Genomic DNA, 23346 nt, shown 5'->3' with positions numbered 1-23346 from the left:
GCTTGCGGGCACAGATTCGGTCAGCTTTCGTCCCGGTCAACGTAGTAAACACACTGTTGCAGAACGAAAGAAAGTGAGCAGCACGATGTCGAGTTCGAGCAAGATCCTGACCGTTTCCTACGGCACGTTCTCCTGCACCGCCGAAGGATTTGACGATCCCCTCGATGTGGTCAAGGAAACTACGCATTTTTTCCGGGGCGTCGTGGGCGAAGACCGCTTCTTTGGGGCCGAGCCGCCGCAGTTCGATCCGGAACTCGCATCCGAATACCTGCGTGACCGGCTGGCCGACAGCGGCAAGACCGGCGGCACCCTGTCGTTGGGCAGCCCGCCCCGTGTGATGGCCGCAGCGGCCTCTGCCGGGGCGATGGCGGCGGCGTTCAACGCCGGCCCCGCCGACGTGACGGACACCGATGCGCTGCTGCCAGACGATGACACCATCGAAGCGACCGCCGTTCTGACCGAAAGAACCGTGCTGGATGACGCCGATCCCTCGCTGGGGGATGATCTGGGCGAAACGGCACTCGACGGAACGGAGGCTGCGCTTGCTCCGCTAGCCTCCGCTCCGGACGATATCGCGGCCAAACTGGACCGCATCCGCGCCGTCGTGGCGCAGGCCGAAGAAGACGAAGAGACTGCCGAACCTGACGTGATCGACGAGCCAGAGATGGAGGCCGTGGAACCCGTGGCCGAGCCTGTCTCGGAACCGGATCCCGTGCTCATCGCTGAGTCGCTGACCCAGGAAATCGAGGCAGTGGAACCGGAGCCGGTTGCGGCTGATCCAGAGCCGGAGATGCAGGAGCCGCTGGACCTTACACCGGACATGGTGCTTGCGCCGGAGACGGATTTTGCGCCGGTGACGGACTATGCGCCGGAAATGGACCTTGCACCGGAGACGGATCTCGCACCGGAAATGGATTGGACTCCAGAGGTGGAGCCCGTGCCGGAAACGGGTTTAGCAACGGAGCCCGAGGCGCTGGACCTGGACGCGGCAGAGCCGGGCGATGTCCCCGATGCGCTCGAGTCGCTGCTGGGTGAGTTGGTGGTCGAAAGCGGCGACGCCGATGCCGCCGATCTGACGGCAGAGGCCCTGGAGGACGACAGCGATCCGGAAACGGACGATGGCGCACTGGATGCCGCCGTTGCCGACCTGATGGTCGATGAGGATGACGACGACGAGCGTGACGCCGTGACCCCCGTCGCCGCGGCAACCGCGGCCGTTGCCGCCTTGGTCGGTGGCGCAGCAATCGCATCGCAAGATGACGCCGAGCACGATGACGCGGACGAAGATTTCGACCGGGCCGAGGCAGATTTCGACGATTTCGACGCCGCAGAAACCGCGCTTGATCAGGCATGGGCCGCAGAGGCTGCGCCCAAGCCCATGTTCGAGGAGTTCGAAGAAGACGAGATCGACCAGCCCGAGCCGGAAGCGGACCTGGCCGAGGCCGAGCAGGACGAACCCGCCGCCTTCACCCCGATGCCTGAGCAGGTTCCGGGTGTGGCGCCGGTGCGTGCCCGTGTGGTCAAGGTCAAGCGCGCGGCCTTTGAGCAAGCGATCGACGACGGCAGGCTGGAAGAGATCTTGGACGAACCGGCCCCGACACCTGCGCCGGTTTCGGAAAGCAGCTTGACGCCGGAAGAGGAAGAAGAGCTTGCCCGCGAATTGGCCGCCGTAAAGGCCGAACTGGCGAGCGATTTCGGTGCCTGGGACGAAGATGAAGTCGAGCCCGAGACAGACAGCGCCGAGGCCGACGGGCCCGAACGTGAGGCTCTGCGGTTTGACGACGACGAGCTGGAACTGAAGCGCGAAGACGAGCTGGTGTTCGATGATGAGGTTGAGCTGGAGCTGGACGACGACGAGGATTTGGACGACGCAGCAATCCTGGAAGCGGCCGTAGCCGCACAGGTGCCGGAAGAGGTCGACGCCCCTGAAGCCCTGGCTCCTCTGCGCCTTGAGCACCCCGTTCAAACCTCGGACGAGGACTGGAACGAAGACTGGGCCGCAGAGGCGGACGACCAGCTGGAAGACGATCTGGACGACGAGTGGGACGACGAAGAGCGGGAGGCGGTTCACGACTCGGCCCGCAAGGCGGTCAAGATGGCCAGCCCGGCGCGCGCCCTTCTGACAGAGCAGGAGGTGGCGGACGACGATACCTCGCGTCTTCTGGATCAGACCAACTCGGAGCTGGACGAGCCGGAAGGCAATCGCCGCCGCAGCGCCATCGCGCATCTGCGCGCCGCAGTCGCTGCAACCAAGGCCGACCGCCTGTTGGGCCGCAAGTCGGATGCCGCCGAAGAGCAGGAACCCTACCGTGAGGATCTTGCCAGCGTGGTGCGTCCCCGCCGCCCGCAAAGCACCGGTGTGCGGCAGGCCCGCCCTGAATCGGCCCCTGCGCCGGGGTCGCCGCTGAAACTGGTGGCTGATCAGCTTGTGCGGCCGGTAGAGGCCCCGCAGCCCAAGGCGGAAACCGTTGCAGCGACCCCCGCCGCGCCGGTTCGTCCGCGCCGGGTGCGCCGCGCCAACCCGCCTGTCGAGCAGACCTCTGCGGGACCCGATGGCGAAAACAGCGAATTCGCCCTCTATGCGCAAAGTGTCGGCGCGTCGGATCTGCCGGAATTGCTGGAAGCGGCAGCGGCCTATATGTCCTACGTCGAAGGCCGCGATCAGTTCTCGCGTCCGCAGTTGATGACGACCCTGCGGCAGGCCGAGGTCACGGACAGCTCTCGTGAGGATCGGCTGCGCAGCTTTGGACAGCTGCTGCGTGAGGGCAAGATCCGCAAGACCTCGGGCGGGCGGTTCACGGCGGCTGAGACCATCAGCTTCAAACCGGACCGCGCAGCCAACGGCTGAACCTTCGGACCACAGAAAAAGGCCCCCGCGTCACCTGACGCGGGGGCCTTACCTTATTGCGGATCAGACGTGCGCGGGCTGTCCGCGACCGCCAAGGATGGCATCCATGCTCATCCCGCCGATCCACATGCAGAACAACGCCAGCCACGCGGTTCCGGCAAAGATCGAGCCGCCGGAAACGCCCGCGCCAATGGCGCACCCGCCTGCCAGCATGCCGCCAAAGCCCATCAGGGCGGCACCGACCATGGCATTCCGCATCGGGGTCGGGCCTTCAAAACCCTGAAACTTCAGATCGCCACCCACCCAGGCCGCAAGGAAGGACCCGACAACGACACCGGGCACGAGGCCGATGTCGAATTCCAACAGGGCGTTGCGATCAAGGAAGAACATCAGGGTGTTGGCGGAGGGGCCGGTGAAGGTCAGGCTTTCGATCTGAACGGGGTCAAAGGCGACCCGGCTGAGTTCATAGGTCAGGCCATACCCCACGGCGGCGGCAAATCCGACGCCGGAGGCGAACACCAGCCGCGAAAAGCCGATGCGATTGCGACGGCTGAGTTCCAGCGCTAGCAAGGCCACCGCCAGACCGATGACCAGCCCGGCCTCTCGGGGCAGGTGCGAGGCGGCCAGCAGGTCCATGTTGCGGCCGCCGGATGTGATCCAGAGCGCGGCCAGCTTGTCCCGCACCGGGGCCAGCCATCCGGTCAGCGACATCTGCGCCACAACGGCAAAGATCAGGCCTGACACGACAGACCTCAGGTTGCCGGTGGCCGCCAGCACCAGCAACCGGCCGGAACAGCCGCGCGCCAGAACCATGCCGGCGCCAAACATCAGGCCGCCGATCACCGCGCCGGACCAGCTGCCCGGCACTGCCATCATCCGTGCCTCTGCGGTGTCGACCAGTCCCAGCAATTGCGCGCCCTGCACCCAGACCACGGCGGTGGAAAAGGTCAGGAGCCAGACCGCGACCTTGTCCTGCATCATGCCTCGGGCGAATTCGACAACTGCCGCACGCAGGCAAAATCGCGAACGCTGGGCCGCGACGCCAAAGATCACGCCAGTAAGCAGGCCGAACAGCGCTGCGGTCGGGCTCTCTCCGATCCGGTCGATCAGGGGAACGATATCCATGGGGTCTCCTTGCGCGATTTCAGCGGTTTTGCTGCAAGTGCAGCCTGCTTGCCTTGATTCAGATCAGCCGCGCCCATGTCGTTGAAAAGCCGCGCGAAGTCGCGATTTGACTGCGATGCATGGCGAATTTGGCATCACGGTTCAATTGCGACGCCGTGGTCGTTTCCGGGCGCGTCGGGGGTGGCTGATTCGGGCGACGAGGCGAAACAGAACAAGCCAATGGAGGGCGCCGTGACCGATACTCTGCAATTCGACCTGACCGCTGCCGCATTGGCTGCAATCCCCGTTGTGTCCAACGCCAACCACGCACCGCTGGAAGGGGGAGAGGATCCCGCCTTTGGCACGGTCCGCTGGCGGACGCTGTTTTCGGGCGACAAGACTGCGACCTCGAGCATGGTGATGGGCGTTGCCGAATTCGGCGAGGGCGGCACGCTGCTGCCGCACCGGCACAGCCCGGCTGAGATCTATTTCGGGCTCGACGGTTCCGGTGTGGTCACGATCGACGGCGTGGCGCATGAATTGACGCCGGGCACGGCGCTTTACATTCCCGGAGATGCCGAGCACGGAACAGTGGCCGGTCCGGACGGTTTGCGGTTCCTCTATGTGTTCCCGCGCGACCGTTTCGCCGATGTGGAATACCGGTTCAGCGCTGCGCAGATGGCCTGAAGACTGTGCGCTGACGCAGAATTAGCCTACTCGCCAAACCCGCGTGCAGGGCGTAAAGCGAAGCCATGACCCCGGTTTCCCTGAACGACGCACACACATTGCCCCTGTGGCGCCGCCCTGCGGCGCTGCTGACGCTCATGGCGATTGCCATGCCGCTCTCGTTTGCCACCTGGTCGGCGCTGCTGAACAACTTTGTCATCGAAGCGGCGAACTTTGACGGCAAGGACATCGGCTGGCTGCACACGGTGCGCGAAATCCCCGGCTTTCTGGCAATTGGTGTGATCGCCGTCCTGCTGGTGATGCGGGAACAGGTGCTGGCGCTGGTGTCGCTTGTCCTGTTGGGCGTGGCCACGGCGCTGACCGCGCTGTTTCCCAGCATGGGCGGGTTGCTGTTCATCACGCTGCTCAGTTCTATCGGGTTCCACTATTACGAGACGGTCAACCAGAGCCTGCAATTGCAGTGGTTGCCCAAGGATCGCGCGCCGCAGATGCTGGGCTGGCTGATCGCCGCTGGATCGGGGGCCACGCTGATCGCCTATGGCGCCATCGTGATGACGTGGGAAGCGTGGGACTTGTCCTACAACTTTGTCTACATGGTGTCGGGGGGGCTGACTCTCGCCATCGTGGCCTTTGCCGCGCTGGCCTATCCACAATTCGAAAGCCCCAACCCGCAGGTCAAGAAGTTCATCCTGCGCCGCCGGTACTGGCTGTATTATGCCCTGCAATTCATGTCGGGCGCGCGGCGGCAGATCTTTGTCGTTTTTGCCGGTTTCATGATGGTCGAACGCTTCGGGTTCGAGGTGCATGAAGTCACGGCGCTGTACCTGATCAACCTTGTGGCCAACATGGTGATCGGGCCGGTCTTTGGCCGGGCGGTGTTCAAGTTCGGTGAGCGCAATACCCTGATATTTGAATACGTCGGGCTTGCCATCGTGTTCTTCCTGTACGGCGGGATCTACTGGTTCGGCTGGGGCGTGTTCCTTGCTGCGGCGCTCTATGTGATTGACCACCTGTTCTTTGCGATGGCTCTGGCGCTGAAAACCTATTTCCAGAAGATCGCAGATCCCGGTGATATCGCGCCCACCGCTGCCGTGGCCTTTACCATCAACCATATTGCGGCGGTCTTTCTGCCGGCGCTGCTTGGGTATCTCTGGCTCTATTCTCCGGGGGCGGTATTCGGAATGGCGACCGGCATGGCGCTGGGCAGTCTTGCGCTGGCCATGATGATCCCGCGGCATCCCGAACCAGGCAACGAAACGATCTTTAGCGCGGCCTTGCCGACCCCGGCAGAGTAATCCGTGGCCGATACAGCGGCGCAGGGCGAAGGACGGTTTCTGAGCGGCTCGACCCTTGGGCATGTGATCCGCATGACGCTGACCGGCGCGGCCGGGATCACCTTCGTTTTTGTCGTCGATGCGGCCAACCTGTTCTGGCTGTCGCAACTGGATCAGCCGATTCTGATGGCGGCCATCGGGTACGCCTTTGCGGTGCAGTTCTTTGCGGTCTCGATCGGCGTCGGCCTCATGATTGCCACAACGGCGGTGGTGTCGCGCAGCATCGGGCGCGGAGAACGGGCGCTGGCGCGTGAGCAGGGCGCAGCCGGGATGCTGTTGACGGTATTGGTGCAACTTCTGACCGCTGCCATCATCGTCACCTTTCGCGTGCCGTTCCTACAGAGCGTCGGGGCAGAGGGCGAGGCGCTGGCGCTCGCCGCGCGCTATGTTGCGCTTTCGATGCCCTCACTGGCGATCATGGCGGTCGGGTTGACCGGCAGCGCGGTCCTGCGGGCCGAGGGGCTGGCCCGGCAGGCGATGATGGTGACCATGGGCGGCGGGCTTGTCATGCTCGTCTTGGATCCCGTGCTGATCTACGTTCTGGAACTGGGTCTGGACGGGGCGGCGCTGAGCATCTGGACGTTTCGTATCATCATGGCCGGTCTGGCGATGTGGTTCGCGGTAGGCCGGAACAACCTGCTGGCGCGCCCTGCGGTCGGGATCGTGCTGCGTCATGGCAGAACGCTGCTGGCCGTGGCAATTCCGGCCATGGTGACCCAGATGGCGACCCCGTTCGGGAATTTCCTGCTGACCAGCGTTATCGCAAGCTATGGTGATACCGCCGTTGCGGGCTGGGCGGTGGTCAACCGGCTGACGGTTGTGGCCTTTGCGGGGTTGATGTCCCTCGGCGGGGCCATCGGCGGGATCTTCGGTCAAAACTTTGGCGCGCGGCGGTTCGACCGGCTGCGCCAGACCTATCGCGATGCCGCCCTGTTTTGCATCGTCTACGCCGCGACGGCCTGGGGGATCCTCATGACGCTGTCGGGCTTCATCGCGGAGGGTTTCGGCCTGTCGGGGGAGGCAGCCGAGGTGCTGCGCGCCTTTTCACATGTCGGCGCGGCGTCCTTCACGCTGGGCGGCTTGTTGTTCGTGTCGAATGCGGCGCTCAACACGCTGGGTCGTCCGCTCTGGGCATCCGCTCTCAGCTGGCTGCGCGAGGGGGCGCTGATGTGGCCTGCGGCGCTGTGGTTCTCCGCCGTCTTTGCCGCGCCCGGCGTCGTCTACGCGCAGGCGGGGGTCGGGGTCATCATGGGCCTCGTGGCCGGTCTGATTGGCTGGCGCTACGTGCGCTCCATTGGCGACGGACCATTGCCATGGCTTGACCTGAGCGAGCGACGGGCCTACCGGGACCCGAACCGCTATCGTCGCCGCTGACAGGATACGCCATGCCCACCTACACCGCCTTTACCAAGCTGACCACGCAGGACCAGGCAGAGGCGCTGGGCCTCGCCATGGAAGAGCTTGACCCGGAACCGACAGGTGTCGGCGTTTTCGAGATCGAAGACGGCTCTGGCACCTGGGAGGTGGGGGGCTATTTCACCGAAGAACCCAACGATGTGGAGCTGGCTCTGCTGGCAGCCGCCTTTTCCGCCAAACCCTTTGTGGTCTCCGAAGTGCCGGACACCGATTGGGTCGACAAGGTCCGGCGCGAACTGACGCCGGTGGAGGCGGGGCGATTCTTTGTCTACGGCAGCCACGACGCCGACAAGATCCCCGAAGGCGCGGAACCGCTGCTGATCGAGGCCGCAATGGCCTTTGGTACGGGCCACCACGGAACGACTCAGGGCTGTCTGGAGGCGCTTGATCGTCTGGCCAACGAAGGTTTTGTCGGGCGTAGCGTGGCCGACATCGGCTGCGGAACGGCTGTTCTAGCGATGGGCGCCGCGCGGATCTGGCCTGACACGGCCATCGCTTCGGATATCGACGAAGTCGCGGTGGACGTGGCAGAGGCCAACGTCCGCGCCAATGACCTGACCGACAAGGTGATCTGTGTCGAGGCGGCGGGTTTCGATCATCCGGACCTGCACCGACGTGCCCCCTATGATCTTGTTTTTGCGAACATTCTGAAGCAACCGCTGATCGATCTTGCGCCAGACATGTCTACGCATCTGGCCCCAGGCGGCTATGCCATCCTGTCGGGTATCCTGACGCGGCAAGCGGATGAGGTGGTCGAGGTCTATACCGCTTTGGGCATGCCCCAAATCCGCCGTGATGTGATCGGCGATTGGGTAACCCTGACTATGCGAAAGAACCCGTAACCTGCATTAACGCGGCCTTAACCAAGGCCGTTTTGCCCAAATTGAAGGGGTTTGCCTCAATTTTGCCGCAATGATTGTCTAAAAATTGTCTCAACTGGTGGGGGCTGGTTGAGACGAGGCTGTCATGTCTGACGCAATGACGAATTTCCGAAAGCGTGAAAGCGCGCTGCGCCGCAAGCACATGCGTATGGCACAGGGCTTTACCACCAAGATGGATCACGCTGGCCTGATCATTCAGGTCCCCGACAACAAGGCGGGCAGCATCGGCCTGCGACTGGCCATGAAGCTGGTTCTGGTTATCCTGGCGTTCAAGGTGCTTGTGCTGTCCTGGCTGGGTCAGGAAGCCTATGTGGCGACCCTGAATGGCCTGTCCGTCGGTACGTTGTACGAACGCGCCGGTGCTTGGATCATGCAGATCGACCCCGTGACGAAATTGCTGTCCGACCTGGTCGCACCTTTCTTCGGCTGACACCGATCCAAAAAAAACGACCGCGTCCAGATTGGAGCGCGGTCGTTTCTCTGTGTCGTGAGTGGTGTCGGACGCCTGTGCCGCCGGGTCATCCCAATCGGCGAGCCCAGGCGTTCAGTTCAGTAGCGGCGTGCCACAGCTTCGATGTCACCACGATGCAGGCCGATATCGTCCAGTTCGCGGTCGGTGAGGGTGGACAGGCTGTTGCGCGTCAGGCGTGCGTCATTCCAAGCGGCGAATGCGCCGATAGCTGCGGAAAAGAGGCCGCCGATGCGTGCGGCGGAGCTTGCAGCGGCGTACGGGCGGTTGATGTCATATGCGGCCATCGCTGGTCTCCTTGCATAAGATGTTGTGACGGTGAGGTCCGTGTTTCGTTCTGAAACCGCACATAGTTTGGGCTTTGTGCCTCAACAAGCCGCAAAATTTGCATGGGTCACATGCAGTTTCTGCATGGCAGAAACAGTGCTTAACCACATTGATTATTCATTAAAAATCGCCTTTTCAATGTCGATTTCAAGCCGCCGTATGCCGCATCCAGACGCAGTGTGTCGGTCGTGAAACGACAGGTGTCGCAAACTGACGCCAACGCATTAACCTTGGCTTTTGTTCGCCTTTCGTGCTACTCGTGGCGGAATAACAACAAAAGCAGGCATCCATGCGGATATTGGGCATTGATCCGGGGCTGAGAACCCTTGGCTGGGGCGTGATCGAGGTCGAGGGAAGCCGACTCAGGCATGTGGACAACGGGTTGTGCAAGCCGCAGGGCAAGGAACTGGCCGAACGGCTCTTGTCCTTGCATGAGCTTCTGACCGACATTTTCCGTCGCATGGAACCGCAGGAGGCGGCGGTTGAACAGACTTTCGTCAACCGCGACGGGGCGGGCACCCTGAAGCTTGGTCAGGCACGCGCCATCGCCCTTTTGGTGCCGGCGCAGTTTGGGCTGCAAATCGGCGAATATGCTCCGAACTCGGTCAAGAAGACGGTGGTGGGTGTCGGACACGCCGAAAAGCATCAGGTCGAACACATGGTGAAATTGCAGCTGCCGGGTGCGATGCCCGCCGGTCCTGACGCGGCGGACGCGCTTGCGGTGGCGATCTGCCATGCGCATCACATGGGAACCCGGCGCATTAAGGTGTTGGCATGATCGGGCGCATCGCAGGGCGGATCGTCTACCACGGTGAGGATCATGTGCTGATCGATACGGGCGGTGTCGGCTATGTTGTCTACTGTACGGACCGGGTGCGTGCGGCGCTTCCCGGTCCCGGAGAGGCTGCCGCGCTGTTCACCGATCTGCTGGTGCGCGAAGACCTGTTGCAGCTCTTTGGCTTTCCCACGCTGGTCGAAAAGGAATGGTTCCGGCTGTTGATGTCCGTTCAGGGCGTCGGCGCCAAGGCCGCTCTGGCCATTCTAGGCACACTGGGCGCGGATGGGGTCAGCCGGGCGCTGGCGCTTGGCGATTGGGCGTCGATCAAGGCGGCCAAGGGCATCGGTCCCAAGACTGCGCAGCGCGTCGTGAATGAATTGAAAGACAAGGCCCCGGCAATCATGGCGATGGGTGTCTCGACTCCGACAGGGGGCGAAATGGCGCTCACCGAGCCGGTGACAGATGCACCTTCAGCGGCATCAACTGTATCCAACCCGCCACCCGCGCGCGCCAATGCGCAGGCCGAGGCGCTCTCGGCCCTTGGCAACCTTGGGTATGCGCCTTCAGAGGCGGCCAGTGCCGTTGCCGAGGCCGCAGGCACCGCCCCGGAGGCCGAAACGGCCGAGTTGATCCGCGCCGCCCTTCGCTTGCTGGCGCCCAAGGGGTAACAGGGAATGACCATGGCCGAGCCTGATCCCGCACTTCGCCCCGAGACCCTGCCAGAGGACCGCGACCGCGCCCTGCGCCCGCAGATGCTGGTCGATTTTGTCGGGCAGGCCGAGGCGCGCGCCAACCTGCGCGTTTTCATTGCCAGCGCCCGTACCCGGGGCGAGGCGATGGACCATACGCTGTTCCACGGGCCTCCGGGGCTGGGCAAGACCACTCTGGCGCAGATCATGGCGCGCGAGTTGGGCGTCGGCTTTCGCATGACCTCCGGTCCGGTGCTGGCCAAGGCGGGCGATCTGGCCGCGATCCTGACGAACCTCGAGCGCAACGACGTGCTGTTCATCGACGAGATCCACCGCCTGAACCCGGCGGTCGAAGAAGTGCTCTATCCCGCGATGGAGGATTTTGAACTGGACCTTGTCATTGGTGAGGGGCCGGCGGCCCGCACCGTGCGGATCGAGTTGCAGCCCTTTACTCTGGTCGGGGCGACGACGCGGCTGGGCCTGCTGACAACGCCGTTGCGCGATCGCTTTGGCATTCCGACGCGGCTGAATTTCTACACCATTCCGGAACTTGAGACGATCGTTGCCGGCAACGCAGTCAAACTTGGCGTGCGTGTCGAAGGAGACGGTGCCATGGAAATCGCGCGCCGGGCGCGCGGGACACCGCGGATCGCCGGGAGGTTGCTGCGCCGCGTGGTGGACTTTGCCGTTGTCGAAGGGGGCGGCGTGGTGACCCGCGCGCTTGCCGACAGCGCCCTGACGCGCCTTGGCGTGGACGGTCTTGGTCTTGATGGCGCGGACCGTCGCTATCTCAGCCTGCTGGCGGAAAACTACGCCGGGGGCCCGGTGGGGATCGAGACAATCTCTGCCGCACTGTCCGAAAGCCGCGACGCGCTGGAAGAAGTGGTGGAACCCTACCTGCTGCAACAGGGGCTGATTCAGCGCACCCCGCGCGGCCGTATGCTGGCGGCCAAGGCGTGGACACACCTTGGCCTGCCTGCGCCCCGGGCCCCGGGCCAGGCCGACATGTTCGACGGCTGAGCCCGACCCGGTTTCATCCCTACAGGTGGTTCACCACTGCCAGAGCGCCGGAACGAACCGATAGGCATCGCCCTCGCGCGCGATGTGACCAACGCCGGGGAAGGGGAAGTGATAGCCCAGAACCGCCATCCGGTCGGTCGCCGCCATGTCCAGAAGACGTTTGCGCGTCGATACGGTCAGATCCGCATCCATGTCGAAATTGCTGACCCAGTCGGGGCGCGTCGTGCTCATCCAGGCGTGGTTCATGCTGTCCCCCAGCGCGATCAGCTGTTTGCCGCCAGACTCCACCACAACCGACATATGACCCAGGGTATGCCCCGGGGTGTCGATCACCCGAACACCGGGCACGATCTCTGTCCCGTCGCTGGCGACGGACCAATCCGCCCCGTCGACATTCAGTGAATTCACCGCCCCGACGACAAATTGCTGCATCTCTGTCGGCACCTGATTGGCCAGGCCGTCTTGAAGCCAGTAATCACGTTCGGTGCCCCCGATATGGTAGGCGGCGTCGGGCAGGATGGCCTCATCGAAATCGTCCCGGATGCCCCAGACGTGATCCGGGTGGGCGTGAGTGATGACCACATCGGTGATCGCCCCCGGATCGATCCCGGCGCTGTCGAGGTTTCCCATCAGCTTGCCCGCGGTCGGCAGAAAACGGTTGCCGGACCCCACGTCGACCAGAACCGTCGCATCGCCGATCTCGATCACGAGGTGGTTGGTGTGTGAGTAATTGGTTTCCGGCGACAGAAAGTAGCTTTCGAGGAAGGTTTTGACCTCTTCGGGGTCGGCGTTCACGCCCAGCCCGTTTGCCGGTATCTCAAGATGTCCGTCCGAGACCACGGTCAGGACTGCTTCTCCCAGTTGGAACCGAAAATGGGCGGGGTTGGCGGCGGCGGGCGCGCCAAGCGTCTGTGCGCGAGCGGGAGTGGCGGTCAAAGCGGGCAGGGCCAGCGCCGGGGCCGTTGCCGCAAGGCTGAGAATCTCGCGGCGCGAGGGGCGAAAAATCGACATGAGTCCTCCCAGTCATTCATGCATTCGCATGAGATAATATCAGGGAAAGGCGAAATTTCCAGTTCAATACGTCCAGAGGGAAAGACATCCTGAATTCACTGAGGTAGCGAAAATAATGTTTTTTACCAATTGGTTAAAGATGTTTCTGCGGCGGTTTGTCCCTGTGGGGCGGTTGCGACAGTTCGAAACGCGCCGTATGTCTGTGCCGCCGCTGCACTGCGGCGAAGACACGATCCTAAAGGAGATCGCCATGAACCTGACCTTCCGCACCACCGCTATTGCCCTTGCCGCCAGCCTGCTGAGCGGTCCCGCATTGGCACAGGAGGTCACGCTGCGTTTCCAGCATTTTGTCTCTCCCAACTCTGCCAATCCAAAACATTTCATCGAACCCTGGGCCGAGAAGGTCGAGGCGGACTCCAACGGACGCATCAAGGTCGAGATCTACGCCTTCATGCAATTGGGCGGGTCCGCGCCGGACCAGTTCGACCTTATTCAGGACGGCGTCATTGACGGCGGCTGGGTCATTCCCGGTTATCAAGCCGGCCGTTTCCCCGAGGCCGAGGTGCTGGAACTGCCGTTCATGGTCACCAAATCCGCCGAGGAAGCTTCCATCGCCGCGTGGCACTTTACTCAAAAGTATCTCGCCGATGATTTCGAGAACGTCCATTTGATCGCCGCGCACATGCACGGGCGCGGGTTGGTCCACAAAAAAGGCCCGGCCATCGAGACGGTCGAAGATCTGGAAGGGTTGAAGCTGCGTGGCCCGTCGCGCCCGGCGACTCTGCTCCTTGAGAAATTGGGTGCAGAGCCTGTCGGCATTCCGGTCCCGGCCTTCCCCGAGGCGCTGTCCAAGGGTGTTGTTGACGGTGGCGTCATCACTTGGGAGATGTCGCCCTCGCTGAAGCTGGACGAACTGACCGACAGCCACACCGATGTGGCCGGTGAGTTTTCGCTCTACAACCTCTACTTCATCTGGGCGATGAACAAGGACGTCTATGAAGGCCTGCCGGACGACCTGCGGGCTGTCATCGACGCCAACTCCGGTCTGATGGCCTCGGCCTGGGCTGGGCGCGCGCATGACACCGGCGATGCCGAGGGCAAATTGGTGATGGAAGCCGCAGGCAACCAGATCGCCACCCTGTCCGAAGCTGAAACTGCGCGGATCAAGACGCTTGGGGATGAGGTGATTTCAGAGTGGATCGCCGACAAGACCGATAAGGGACTGCCGGCGCAACAACTGGTCGATGATGCGCGCGCCTTTGTGGCCGAAGCTCATGAGGAGGCGTCGGGCTCCTGAGCCTCCAGTAGCGTCACATGCGTGTCGCCGTAGCGGCGCGTTTCAAGAAACGCAAAGCCCTCAGGAGCATCCTGGGGGCTTTGTTCTTCCCAGACCACCAGCGCGCCGGGCGTGATCCAGCCTTGGGACTGGGCAGAGGTCAGCGCCTTGCCGCCCAGATTCTTGCCATAGGGCGGATCGAGAAAGATCAGGTCACAGGCCGCATCTGCGTGGGGCAGGCGGGTAGCGTTCTGGGCAATCAGGCGCGTGCGGTCCGCGCAGCCCAACTTGCGGATGTTTTCGCGGATCAACTTTCCGGCCACGCGCCCGTCATCGACCAGCGTCAGGTGCTCCGCCCCGCGCGACAGCGCCTCCAGCCCCAGCGCGCCGGTCCCGGCGAATAGGTCCAGCACTCGCGCGCCTTCGAACGGGTCGCCAAAGCGCCCGCCCGCTAGCATGTTGAACAGGCTTTCGCGGGTGCGGTCGGTTGTGGGGCGCAGATGCGCGCCCGCATCGCCCTTGCCCACGGTTGTCAGTCGCCGCCCACGCCAATCTCCGGCAATGATCCTCACGCCTTGAGCAGTGCCTTGAGGTTGGTTTCCGGGTCGGAAACCACCTCAGGGGCCGGGCTCTTGCCGGATTCGATCAGGCGTTTGCCCACCATGTAGGCGCGGCTGTCGTTCATCGCATCCACCGCCAACAGGGTGTCGTCCGCGTAGTACCAGTGCGACAGCGCCTCGCCGTCCCTGCGGACCACGACGTGGTCATACCCGGTATTCAGGCCGGCGATCTGCAGCTTGACGTCGTATTGGTCCGACCAGAACCAGGGCTTGGCCTCATAAGCCCGGTTTGCGCCCATGATATTGTCTGCCACCAACTCTCCCATATCGATGGCATTGCCCACCGATTCCAGCCGCATCCGGGTGTCGCCCTGCGGGAAGCTGGCGCAGTCGCCTGCGGACCAGATTGCCGGGTCGCTGGTCTGGCCGTGCGCGTTGACGGCGATGCCGTTGTCGATTTCCAACCCGCAGGACTCGGCCAGTTGGGTGGCGGGGGTGATGCCCACGCCGACGATCACCAGATCAACCTCCAGCGTGGTGCCATCCGCCAGTTCCGCGCCGGTCACATGCCCGTCACCGATCAGGCGTTTCAACCCGATGCCTTCGCGCAGGTCAACGCCATGGGATTTGTGCAACTCGCGGAACCATGCAGAGGTTTCAGGCGCGGCCACGCGCTGCAGAATGCGCTCCGCCGCTTCGACCAGCGTGACCTTCAGGCCCAGCTTGCAGCAGACCGCGGCCGCCTCCAGCCCGATATAGCCACCGCCGACGATCAGCACGCGTTTTCCGGCGGTGCAGGCAGGGGCCATTTCGTCCACGTCCTTCAGCGTGCGCACCACATGCACGCCTTCCAATGCGCCGCCGATGGCTGCGGGCAGGCGGCGCGGCACCGATCCGGTGCACAGGGCGAGGTGGTCATAAGAAATCGACTGGCCCCCTGCGACAATCTTCTTGTCGGCGCGGTCTATCGCGATGGCGGTTTCCGACAGATGCAGGGTGATGCCGCTGTCGGCATAAAAGCTTTCGGGCCGCAGGTAGAGCCGTTCAAGCTCCATCTCGCCCAGCAAATAAGCCTTGGACAGTGGCGGACGCTGATAGGGCGGGGCGGGTTCCTCACCGATCACGGTGATCTTGCCCTCATGGCCCTTGTTGCGCAAACGCGCCACCAGAGAGGCCGCTGCCTGCCCCGCTCCGATCACCACGACGTCGCTCATTTGACGGTTCCCCATTTTCCTTGGCCACGGCAACCCTATAATCGGCATTAGGTAAAACGCAATTCGCAGGAGCGACAGGACAATGGCCATTTCCGAAGGCGACAGCCTCCCCGAGGCAACTCTGGTTCGTATGGGAGACAAGGGACCCGAACAGGTACCGCTGAGCAGCCTGACCACAGGACGCAAGGTGGTGATCTTTGGCCTGCCGGGGGCCTTTACCAGCACCTGCAGCACCGCCCACATGCCCAGCATGATCCGGACGAAGGAAGCGATGGAAGCAAAAGGCGTTCAGGACGTCATCTGCGTGTCGGTCAACGATCCCTTCGTCATGGCAGCCTGGGCGCAGGACACCGGCGCAGACAAGGCGGGGATCCTGCTGCTGAGCGATCTGGACGCGGCCTATACCAAGGCGCTTGGGATGGAGTTCAGCGTGCCCGAACTGGGCTTTTTCGACCGGTCAAAGCGCTACACGATGCTTGTGAACGATGGCAAGGTAACGATCCTGCATGAGGAACTGGGCCGCGGTGTGTGTGAGACCTCGTCCGGCGAGGCGCTTTTGGCGGCGATGTAACACGGGCGGAAACCTGTGCGTAGTTCATCTACGAAGGTGCACAGGGGCCGGTAAAACGCATCGGGGCGCTGCATCGGCGGCGCCCCTTCGCGTATCAAAGGCTGTCCATCTTGCGGGCCAGTTTTGCGTCCAGCGCTGACAGTCCGCCCACGTCATGCGTCGACAGCGTGACCTGCACGGTCTTGTAGACATTGAACCATTCCGGATGGTGGTTCCATTTCTCGGCCCAGAGCGCAGCACGGGTCATCCATGAAAAAGCCTCCGTGAAATCCTTGAACTCGAAGGTCTTGCAGATGGCGTCGCGTCCTTCGACCATGGTCCAGCCGCTGTTCAGCAGGGGTTCGAGCACGGTCTTGCGGGCGGTGTCCGACAGTTTCTCGGTCATTCTCTCTCTTCCCTTCTGTCCTTGCGGAACGGGCCATAGGCGGTGAGGATTTCGATATCCTCGTCCACCGCGCGGCGTTCGGCCTGAAGGTACCGCGCGACAGCATCCGAAAAGCCCGGCTCTGCCAGCCAGTGCAGCGAGTGTGTCTGTCGCGGCAGGTAGCCTCGCGCCAGCTTGTGTTCCCCCTGGGCACCCGCCTCGACCGACTTCAGCCCGTGGGCGATGGCAAAGTCGATGGCCTGATAATAACACGCTTCGAAGTGCAGGCAGGGATGATCTTCGACACATCCCCAATAGCGCCCATAAAGCGCCTCACGTCCGATGAAGTTCAGCGCACCGGCAACGTAGTGGCCATCGCGCGTACACATGACCAACGCGATATCGTCGCGCAGGGTTTCATGGGCGATGTCGAAAAATGCGCGCGTCAGATAGGGTGACCCCCACTTGCGCGCACCGGTGTCCTGATAGAAATGCCAAAAGGCCTCCCAATGCTCGGGCTTGATTGCGTCGCCGGTCAAGGTCCAGATTTCGCCGCCGAAGTCCTGCGCGCGGGCGCGCTCCTTGCGGATATTCTTGCGCTTGCGGGAACTGAGGCTGGCAAGGAAGGCGTCGAAATCCCGATAGTCGTGGTTCTGCCAATGGAATTGCTGCGTCGTGCGGCGCAACAGGCCCATTTCCTCCCCGGCAATCGCCTCGGCCTCGGTGCAGAAGGTGATGTGCAGGGACGACAGCTCATTTTCAGAGGCCAGTTGAACCGCGCCCTGAACCAGCGCCGAAATGCCAGCAACCTCACGCCCCGGTTTGGTCAGGAACCGTCGCCCGGTGGCGGGCGTAAAGGGAACAGCGATCTGCAGTTTTGGATAATACTGCCCGCCGGCGCTTTCCAAGGCGTGCGCCCAGTTGTGGTCAAAGATGTATTCACCCTGACTGTGGCTCTTGGCGTACAGCGGCGCGACAGCAATCACCTCATCGTCGGCCTCTACCATCAGGTAGCGCGGGTCCCACCCGGTGCCGCGCCCGACCGACCCGCTGTCCTCCAGCGCTTTCAGGAAACGGTGCGTGGTGAACGGGTCAATGGGACGCCCGCCTTCTGCCGTTTCCGGGCAGGCGCAGGCATCCCAGACCGCAGCGTCGATCTGATCGAGCGAGGTCAGGACCGAAACGGTCAGCGTGGGCGAAGGGCTCTGGTGCATCATGACACCTGTCAATCTGGCACCTCCGCGCCACGGATCAAGCGGCGTAACCTTCGAAGGTGATATTCTCGGCGATACGCCGCGCCTCTGCCTCTTCCTCGGGCGAGCAGATTGTCCAGCACAGGATGTTCAGCCCACGTGCCTTTTGCTTGGCCACCAGCGGCGAGGCAAGGTCATCGTGGTCATGGCTGATGAAACTCGCGCCCATCGTCTCTATCCCCGGCATCTGACGCAGCAGGTCGCGGCGTTCCTCCTTCAGCGTCGGGTAGTCATCGGCGGTATAGGCGCAGGTGGTCAGGCCGCGTGGCAGGCTTGGGCAAATCCGGGCCATTTCTGCCGCCGAATGCGGGTTGAAGGACATCAGGGCCACGGGGCCGGTGTACCCGTCGAGCGCAGCAGCTGTCGCTGCCTCCAGCGTGCCGATGTTCGGGCCCATCTGCCCGTCCTGATCCTTGAGTTCGATCAAGAGCGGCGCTGCGCCGTCCACGATTTGCAGAACCTCGATCAGTGTTGGCACGCCTTCGTTCCCGCCGATCAAGGTGAGATCGGCAAGATCTGCGGCTGACCGCTGCTGGATCGGGCCGGAACTGCCGGTCATGCGTTTCAGATCATAATCGTGAAAGACCATGGCGCAGCCGTCCTTGGACAGCTGAAGGTCGATTTCGATGCCATATCCGGCCGCTACGGCGGCCCGAACCGCCGCGCGCGAATTTTCGGGACCCGCCTGACCATGCAGACCACGGTGCGCGATGGGACGGTCAAGGAAGACCGACGGAAGGAGGATCATCAGGCGATCTCGAAGATGCCTTCGATTTCGACCGCGACTCCCAAGGGCAGGGAGGCCGCCGAAACCGCCGATCTCGAATGGCGCCCTGCGTCACCGAGGATCTCGACCAGCGTGTCGCTGGCGCCGTTGATCACCTTGGGCTGATCGGTGAAGTCTTGGGTCGAATTCACGAAGCCGGTCAACTTGAGCACGCGCTTGAGCCGCGACAGGTCACCGCCGCAGGCGGCCTTGACCTGTGCCAGCAGGCTCAGCGCGCAGGACTTGGCCGCTGCCGCGCCTTCTTCGACGCTCATGGTGTCGCCCAGCTTGCCGGTAATCAGGCCGTCGGGCCCCATGCTGATCTGGCCGGACACGTAGACCGTGTTGCCGGAGATGACGAAGGGCACGTAGTTGGCGGCAGGGGCGGGCGCGTCGGGCAGCGTCAGGCCCAGTTCCGCAAGGCGCGCGTCGATGGAATTGGTCATGGGAAGCTCCGTGAGGTTTGGCGCCACGCTAGCGGCGGGGTGACGGGCACGCAAGCTGTGGCCCGTTACCGGGACGGAACAGATCGAAAATAAAAAACCCGGGCGCGAACGCCCGGGCCAGTGGATCAAAGACTGAGTGGAAGGAGAACCTCAGCCTTTGGAGAACTCCGGGTATGCCTCCATACCCAGCTCGGCCATGTCGAGACCGGTGATTTCTTCCTCTTCCGAAACCCGGATGCCCATGATGGCCTTGAGGATGAACCACACCACGCCCGAGACGACGAAGACAAACACGCCGACGATGATGATCGAGATCAGCTGGCCGCCGATGGTGGCGTCCGAGTTGGTCAGGACAACGGCGAGGGTGCCCCAGATACCTGCGAGCAGGTGAACCGGGATGGCGCCAACCACGTCGTCGATCTTCAGCTTGTCGAGCATCGGCACGGCGAAGACCACGATGACACCGCCCACGGCACCGATCAGGGTGGCCGAACCCAGCGTCGGGGTCAGAGGCTCGGCGGTGATGGATACGAGGCCAGCCAGCGCGCCGTTCAGCACCATGGTCAGGTCGACCTTCTTGTACATCAGCTGCGTCAGGATCAGCGCGGCGATGGCACCACCGGCGGCTGCGGTGTTGGTGTTGGCGAAGATGCGCGACACGTCTGCAACGTCACCCACGGTGCCCATGGCAAGCTGCGAGCCGCCGTTGAAACCGAACCAACCCAGCCACAGGATGAACGTGCCCAGCGTCGCCAGCGGCAGGTTCGAACCCATGATCGGCACGGTGCGACCGTCCTTGGTGTACTTGCCGATACGCGGGCCGAGGATCAGCGCGCCTGCCAGAGCCGCCCAGCCACCGACCGAGTGCACAACTGTCGAACCGGCGAAGTCGAGGAAGCCATACTGGCTGTCAAGGAAACCGCCGCCCCACTTCCACGACGCCTGGATCGGGTAGATCAGGCCGGTCAGAACGACGGTGAAGATCAGGAAGGGCCACAGCTTGATGCGCTCGGCCAGGGTGCCGGAAACGATCGAGGCGGTGGTGGCGCAGAACATCAGCTGGAAGTAGAAATCCGAGCCGGTCGAGGCATAGCCATAGTCATCGGCTGCGTCGCGGCCAACGCCAACGGCTTCGAGAACGGCAACGCCGAAGGCGCCAAGGTAGCCGCCGGTTTCATCGGTGCCGATGGACCAGCTGCCCAGCGGGTACATCAGGTTGTAGCCGATCAGGTAGTACATGACGGCGGCGATCGCGAAGAGCGAGATGTTCTTGGTCAGCTGCATCGCCACGTTCTTGGTCCGGACGAGGCCGGCCTCAAGCATGGCAAAACCCGCAGCCATCCACATGACGAGGAAGCCGCCGATCAGGAACAGCAGCGAGTTGAAGATGAAGATCGAGTCGGACGAGGCATCGATCCCCGCCACCGCGTCCTGTGCGAAGCCCAGGCTCGGCAGGGCCGTCAGCGCGGCAGCCGGAGCGAGCGTCTTGAGTAGTTTCATGTCTGTTTCCCTCACGATGAACTGCGCGTCAGAGCGCGTCTGCGTCGGTTTCGCCGGTGCGCACGCGCACGGCCTGAAGCACGTCGAGCACGAAAATCTTGCCGTCGCCGATCTTGCCGGTCTGCGCGGTGGTCTTGATGGTTTCGATCACCTGGTCGGCCATCGAAGCCGAGACGACGATTTCCAGCTTGATTTTCGGCACGAAGTTCACAGCGTATTCCGCGCCGCGATAAATTTCGGTATGGCCGGACTGAGAGCCGAAGCCCTTGATTTCCGTCACCATCATGCCGCGCACGCCGATCCCGGTGAGAGCTTCACGCACCTCTTCCAGCTTGAACGGCTTGATCGTTGCAATGATCAGTTTCACCTTGGTCCCCTTCGGTCTGGCAGGGTGTCCCCCGCTGTTTGCACCGGCAGCAAAACGGGTCGCCCGCCCGGATTAGAAGGGAGAAGCCCGGATTCCGGGCAGCAAAAGGCCTTTGAGCGTCTAATTTTTGCGCACAAATTGGAAAGTGGTGAAAATTTAGGCTGAAAATAAAGTCAACGAGGCGCTGGGGGTGGTCAACATTCCCTGCGCTTCCCGGTAGACTCGGACCAAAGAGCAGGACTGTCACGGGCAGAGTTGATGAGTACAACACGAGGAAAGGGCAAACGCCTGGTCGCTGACCGGCGTCATCCGCGCGGTGCGGCCACGAAGCCTGCTGCCAAATTGTCCAAGACGGCGCGGACCGCCCGCACACGTACCAAGCGCAAACCCGTCCGCCGCGGGCGCGGCGGTATCATCGGGTTCTTTGCCGGTATCGTGCGCTGGGTATTGCGGCTGATCTGGCGTCTGACCCTGACGGCAACGGTCGTTGCCTTCCTGTTGGTCGGCAGCGCCGTCCTGTATGTCTACAGCACGTTGCCCGAGCTACCCACGCTGCTGGACGGACGGGCCCGGGGCTCTGTCACATTGCTGGACCGCAACGGAGAGGTTTTTGCCCTGCGCGGCGACCAGTTCGGCGGTGTCGTGACCGCCGACAGTGTCAGCCCACATCTTAAGAACGCTGTCGTGGCCTCCGAAGATCGGCGTTTCTACTGGCATTTCGGCGTCAGCCCCCGTGGCGTGGCCAGCGCCATCCGCATCAACCTGCGCGAAGGGCGCGGGCCACTGTCAGGGCATGGCGGATCGACGATCACCCAGCAGACGGCGAAACTGCTCTGCCTTGGGGTGGAGTTCGACCCGACGGAGTGGAAGAACGAGGCCGAATATGTGGCCGATTGCCGTCGCACGTCATTGAGCCGAAAGGCGCGGGAAGCGCTTTTCGCGATGGCGATGGAAGCGAAATACAGCAAGGACGAGATCCTTTCGATCTATCTCAACCGTGCCTACATGGGCGGAGGCGCCTACGGGGCAGAGGCCGCCGCACAGCGTTACTTTGCGAAACCGGCGTCGGCGCTGAACCCGGCAGAGGCCGCGATGCTGGCGGGCCTGCTGACGGCGCCGTCGACGCTGGCCCCGACGTCCGACCTTGAACGCAGCCAGGCAAGGGCAGCCACGGTTTTGCGCCTGATGAACGATCAGGGTTATCTGTCGGACGCGGAAACGCAGCGCTATCAGGACAATCCGGCAACGCTGGCGACCAATGCGGAGAACCTTGGCGGCGGATACTTTGCCGATTGGGTGATGCAGTCCGGCCCGGATTTCTTTACCCGCGACACGACAGAGGACGTGGTCATCGAAACCACGCTGGATCAACGCATTCAGGGGGCCACCGCGCAGGCGGTCGACAAGATCTTTTCCGAGAAGGTCAAGGCGGGGTCAAAGGCGCAGGTCGCCGTGATTGTGATGTCCGCAGATGGCGCGGTGCGGGCCATGGTGGGCGGGCGCGATACCGATGCCACGGGACTGTTCAACCGCGCGACGCAGGCGGTGCGGCAGACCGGATCGGCCTTCAAGCCCTTTGTCTATGCCACCGCGCTGGAGTTGGGATATTCGCCGCTGGATACGGTGGTGGATGAACCCTATTGCCTGAACATTCCCGGCTCGGGTCAGTGGTGTCCGGAAAACTATTCGCGCCGGCACTATGGTACCGTAACGCTGGCCGAAGCCCTGCGCAGTTCCCTCAACGTCCCGGCGGTCAAGGTGTCCGAGGCCGTGGGCCGGGACCTTGTTCTGCGGGTGGCGCGGGATTTTGGCATTCACCGCGAACTGGCCGATACGCCCGCGCTGGCGCTGGGCGCGGCAGAGGCGACCCTACTGGAAATGACGGGGGCCTATGCGGGCATTCTGAACGGCGGCTCCTCGGTGACGCCCTACGGTCTGCGTGTGTTGCGGTTGAAAGGTGCAAGTGAGCCGCTGATGGGCACCGGTGGCGGCATGGGAGAGCGGGTGATCCGCGAAGAGGCCGCCCGTCAGTTGGTCTGGATGATGAACCGCGTGGTGACAGAGGGCACCGGCGGGCGCGCGGCGCTGCCGGACCGACAGGTTGCGGGCAAGACCGGCACCAGTCAGGAGGCGCGCGACGCCTGGTTCGTGGGTTTCAGCGCCGATTACGTCGCCGGGGTCTGGATGGGCTATGACGACAACACCCCCCTGACCGGCGTGACCGGCAGCGGTCTGCCGGCCGAGATTTGGCACGAGGTGATGGTCCGCGTTCACGAAGGCCTGCCGGCGAAGGGGTTGCCCATGTCTGAACCGGTCGCGCCGGTGATCACACAGCCCGCCCCCCCGCCGGTTTCGGAGCCGGAACAGCGGCGGCAGCGCCAGACTATTTTGGAGCAGGTCTTGCGGGACATCCTTGGCGGAAACTGAGCGGTACGCCCTGGCCTTTGGGCGCGCGGAACGCAAAA

General features: G+C 63.2%; 23 protein-coding genes. 12 read left to right on the top strand and 11 right to left on the bottom strand.

Going from position 1 to position 23346, the window contains the following annotated elements; all coding sequences use genetic code 11:
* The first annotated feature begins 85 nt into the window (after positions 1-85).
* Complete coding sequence (locus tag ACTXGA_RS08905; RefSeq protein ID WP_443392822.1) at positions 86-2848, top strand: hypothetical protein; 2763 nt, start codon at positions 86-88, stop codon at positions 2846-2848.
* Between the two features lie 63 nt (positions 2849-2911).
* On the opposite strand, the gene ACTXGA_RS08900 is transcribed toward ACTXGA_RS08905, so the two are convergent.
* Entirely contained in the window at positions 2912-3973 is a 1062-nt protein-coding gene (locus tag ACTXGA_RS08900; protein ID WP_443392820.1) for a YeeE/YedE family protein, read from the bottom strand.
* A 231-nt stretch (positions 3974-4204) separates the two neighbouring features.
* On the opposite strand from ACTXGA_RS08900, the gene ACTXGA_RS08895 reads away from it, so the two are divergent.
* From ACTXGA_RS08895 to ACTXGA_RS08875, 5 genes are all read left to right on the top strand, one after another.
* Positions 4205-4639 carry a cupin domain-containing protein gene (locus ACTXGA_RS08895; protein WP_443392818.1) on the top strand — a complete coding sequence of 145 codons (435 nt, stop codon included), beginning with the start codon at positions 4205-4207 and terminating at the stop codon, positions 4637-4639.
* 65 nt (positions 4640-4704) lie between these two features.
* Positions 4705-5934 carry an MFS transporter gene (locus tag ACTXGA_RS08890; RefSeq protein WP_443392816.1) on the top strand — a complete coding sequence of 410 codons (1230 nt, stop codon included), beginning with the start codon at positions 4705-4707 and terminating at the stop codon, positions 5932-5934.
* Positions 5935-5937: 3 nt separating this feature from the next.
* The gene (locus ACTXGA_RS08885) at positions 5938-7347 is read left to right on the top strand and encodes an MATE family efflux transporter (RefSeq protein WP_443392814.1); all 1410 of its coding nucleotides are present in this window, start codon (positions 5938-5940) and stop codon (positions 7345-7347) included.
* A gap of 11 nt (positions 7348-7358) precedes the next feature.
* The gene (locus ACTXGA_RS08880) at positions 7359-8231 is read left to right on the top strand and encodes a 50S ribosomal protein L11 methyltransferase (RefSeq protein ID WP_443392813.1); all 873 of its coding nucleotides are present in this window, start codon (positions 7359-7361) and stop codon (positions 8229-8231) included.
* A 124-nt stretch (positions 8232-8355) separates the two neighbouring features.
* Entirely contained in the window at positions 8356-8700 is a 345-nt protein-coding gene (locus ACTXGA_RS08875; RefSeq protein ID WP_443392812.1) for a hypothetical protein, read from the top strand.
* Positions 8701-8819: 119 nt separating this feature from the next.
* Here the strand turns inward: ACTXGA_RS08875 and ACTXGA_RS08870 are convergent, their stop codons facing one another.
* On the bottom strand, positions 8820-9026 hold the full coding sequence (locus tag ACTXGA_RS08870; RefSeq protein ID WP_443392810.1) for a DUF1127 domain-containing protein: 207 nt from the start codon (positions 9024-9026) through the stop codon (positions 8820-8822).
* Positions 9027-9355: 329 nt separating this feature from the next.
* On the opposite strand from ACTXGA_RS08870, the gene ruvC reads away from it, so the two are divergent.
* The 3 genes from ruvC to ruvB are packed head-to-tail and all read left to right on the top strand — an operon-like array spanning position 9356 to position 11553.
* Complete coding sequence (ruvC, locus tag ACTXGA_RS08865) at positions 9356-9844, top strand: crossover junction endodeoxyribonuclease RuvC (protein WP_443392809.1); 489 nt, start codon at positions 9356-9358, stop codon at positions 9842-9844.
* Positions 9841-10512, top strand: a complete 672-nt coding sequence (gene ruvA / locus ACTXGA_RS08860; protein ID WP_443392808.1) for a Holliday junction branch migration protein RuvA — start codon at positions 9841-9843, stop codon at positions 10510-10512. The genes ruvC and ruvA overlap by 4 nt, the downstream gene beginning before the upstream one ends.
* A gap of 12 nt (positions 10513-10524) precedes the next feature.
* A complete protein-coding gene (ruvB, locus tag ACTXGA_RS08855; RefSeq protein WP_443393146.1) occupies positions 10525-11553 on the top strand; it encodes a Holliday junction branch migration DNA helicase RuvB in 1029 nt (342 codons plus the stop codon).
* A gap of 30 nt (positions 11554-11583) precedes the next feature.
* On the opposite strand, the gene ACTXGA_RS08850 is transcribed toward ruvB, so the two are convergent.
* Positions 11584-12564 (bottom strand): MBL fold metallo-hydrolase, encoded by a 981-nt coding sequence (locus ACTXGA_RS08850; RefSeq protein ID WP_443392807.1) that lies wholly within the window; start codon positions 12562-12564, stop codon positions 11584-11586.
* 250 nt (positions 12565-12814) lie between these two features.
* Here ACTXGA_RS08850 and ACTXGA_RS08845 point away from each other — a divergent pair, with 250 nt between their 5' ends.
* The gene (locus tag ACTXGA_RS08845; protein WP_443392805.1) at positions 12815-13861 is read left to right on the top strand and encodes a TRAP transporter substrate-binding protein; all 1047 of its coding nucleotides are present in this window, start codon (positions 12815-12817) and stop codon (positions 13859-13861) included.
* Here ACTXGA_RS08845 and rsmD read toward each other — a convergent pair.
* Together rsmD and ACTXGA_RS08835 are read right to left on the bottom strand one after the other, a co-directional pair.
* On the bottom strand, positions 13837-14412 hold the full coding sequence (rsmD, locus tag ACTXGA_RS08840; RefSeq protein WP_443392803.1) for a 16S rRNA (guanine(966)-N(2))-methyltransferase RsmD: 576 nt from the start codon (positions 14410-14412) through the stop codon (positions 13837-13839). The genes ACTXGA_RS08845 and rsmD overlap by 25 nt on opposite strands.
* Positions 14409-15614, bottom strand: a complete 1206-nt coding sequence (locus tag ACTXGA_RS08835) for an NAD(P)/FAD-dependent oxidoreductase (protein ID WP_443392801.1) — start codon at positions 15612-15614, stop codon at positions 14409-14411. Before ACTXGA_RS08835 ends, rsmD begins: the two co-directional genes overlap by 4 nt.
* Before the next feature lie 82 nt (positions 15615-15696).
* Between ACTXGA_RS08835 and ACTXGA_RS08830 the strand changes: the two genes are divergently transcribed.
* Positions 15697-16185, top strand: a complete 489-nt coding sequence (locus ACTXGA_RS08830) for a peroxiredoxin (protein ID WP_443392799.1) — start codon at positions 15697-15699, stop codon at positions 16183-16185.
* A gap of 94 nt (positions 16186-16279) precedes the next feature.
* Here the strand turns inward: ACTXGA_RS08830 and ACTXGA_RS08825 are convergent, their stop codons facing one another.
* The 6 genes from ACTXGA_RS08825 to ACTXGA_RS08800 form a co-directional block, all read right to left on the bottom strand.
* The gene (locus tag ACTXGA_RS08825) at positions 16280-16570 is read right to left on the bottom strand and encodes a 4a-hydroxytetrahydrobiopterin dehydratase (protein ID WP_443392797.1); all 291 of its coding nucleotides are present in this window, start codon (positions 16568-16570) and stop codon (positions 16280-16282) included.
* Positions 16567-17766 (bottom strand): GNAT family N-acetyltransferase, encoded by a 1200-nt coding sequence (locus ACTXGA_RS08820; protein ID WP_443393144.1) that lies wholly within the window; start codon positions 17764-17766, stop codon positions 16567-16569. Before ACTXGA_RS08820 ends, ACTXGA_RS08825 begins: the two co-directional genes overlap by 4 nt.
* Positions 17767-17800: 34 nt before the next feature.
* Positions 17801-18550 carry a glycerophosphodiester phosphodiesterase family protein gene (locus ACTXGA_RS08815; RefSeq protein WP_443392795.1) on the bottom strand — a complete coding sequence of 250 codons (750 nt, stop codon included), beginning with the start codon at positions 18548-18550 and terminating at the stop codon, positions 17801-17803.
* On the bottom strand, positions 18550-19014 hold the full coding sequence (locus ACTXGA_RS08810) for a RidA family protein (RefSeq protein WP_443392794.1): 465 nt from the start codon (positions 19012-19014) through the stop codon (positions 18550-18552). Before ACTXGA_RS08810 ends, ACTXGA_RS08815 begins: the two co-directional genes overlap by 1 nt.
* A gap of 150 nt (positions 19015-19164) precedes the next feature.
* A complete protein-coding gene (gene amtB, locus ACTXGA_RS08805) occupies positions 19165-20514 on the bottom strand; it encodes an ammonium transporter AmtB (RefSeq protein WP_443392792.1) in 1350 nt (449 codons plus the stop codon).
* A gap of 28 nt (positions 20515-20542) precedes the next feature.
* Positions 20543-20881, bottom strand: a complete 339-nt coding sequence (locus ACTXGA_RS08800) for a P-II family nitrogen regulator (RefSeq protein WP_094033158.1) — start codon at positions 20879-20881, stop codon at positions 20543-20545.
* A gap of 258 nt (positions 20882-21139) precedes the next feature.
* On the opposite strand from ACTXGA_RS08800, the gene ACTXGA_RS08795 reads away from it, so the two are divergent.
* Positions 21140-23308, top strand: a complete 2169-nt coding sequence (locus tag ACTXGA_RS08795; protein WP_443392790.1) for a transglycosylase domain-containing protein — start codon at positions 21140-21142, stop codon at positions 23306-23308.
* Positions 23309-23346: the final 38 nt, after the last annotated feature.

Origin of the sequence: Antarctobacter jejuensis (genome assembly GCF_052266595.1) — a bacterium.
GTDB classification, from domain to species: Bacteria; Pseudomonadota; Alphaproteobacteria; order Rhodobacterales; family Rhodobacteraceae; genus Antarctobacter; species Antarctobacter jejuensis.
The sequence above is the reverse complement of the archived record's forward strand: the minus strand, read 5'-3'. Positions and strand labels throughout refer to the sequence as shown.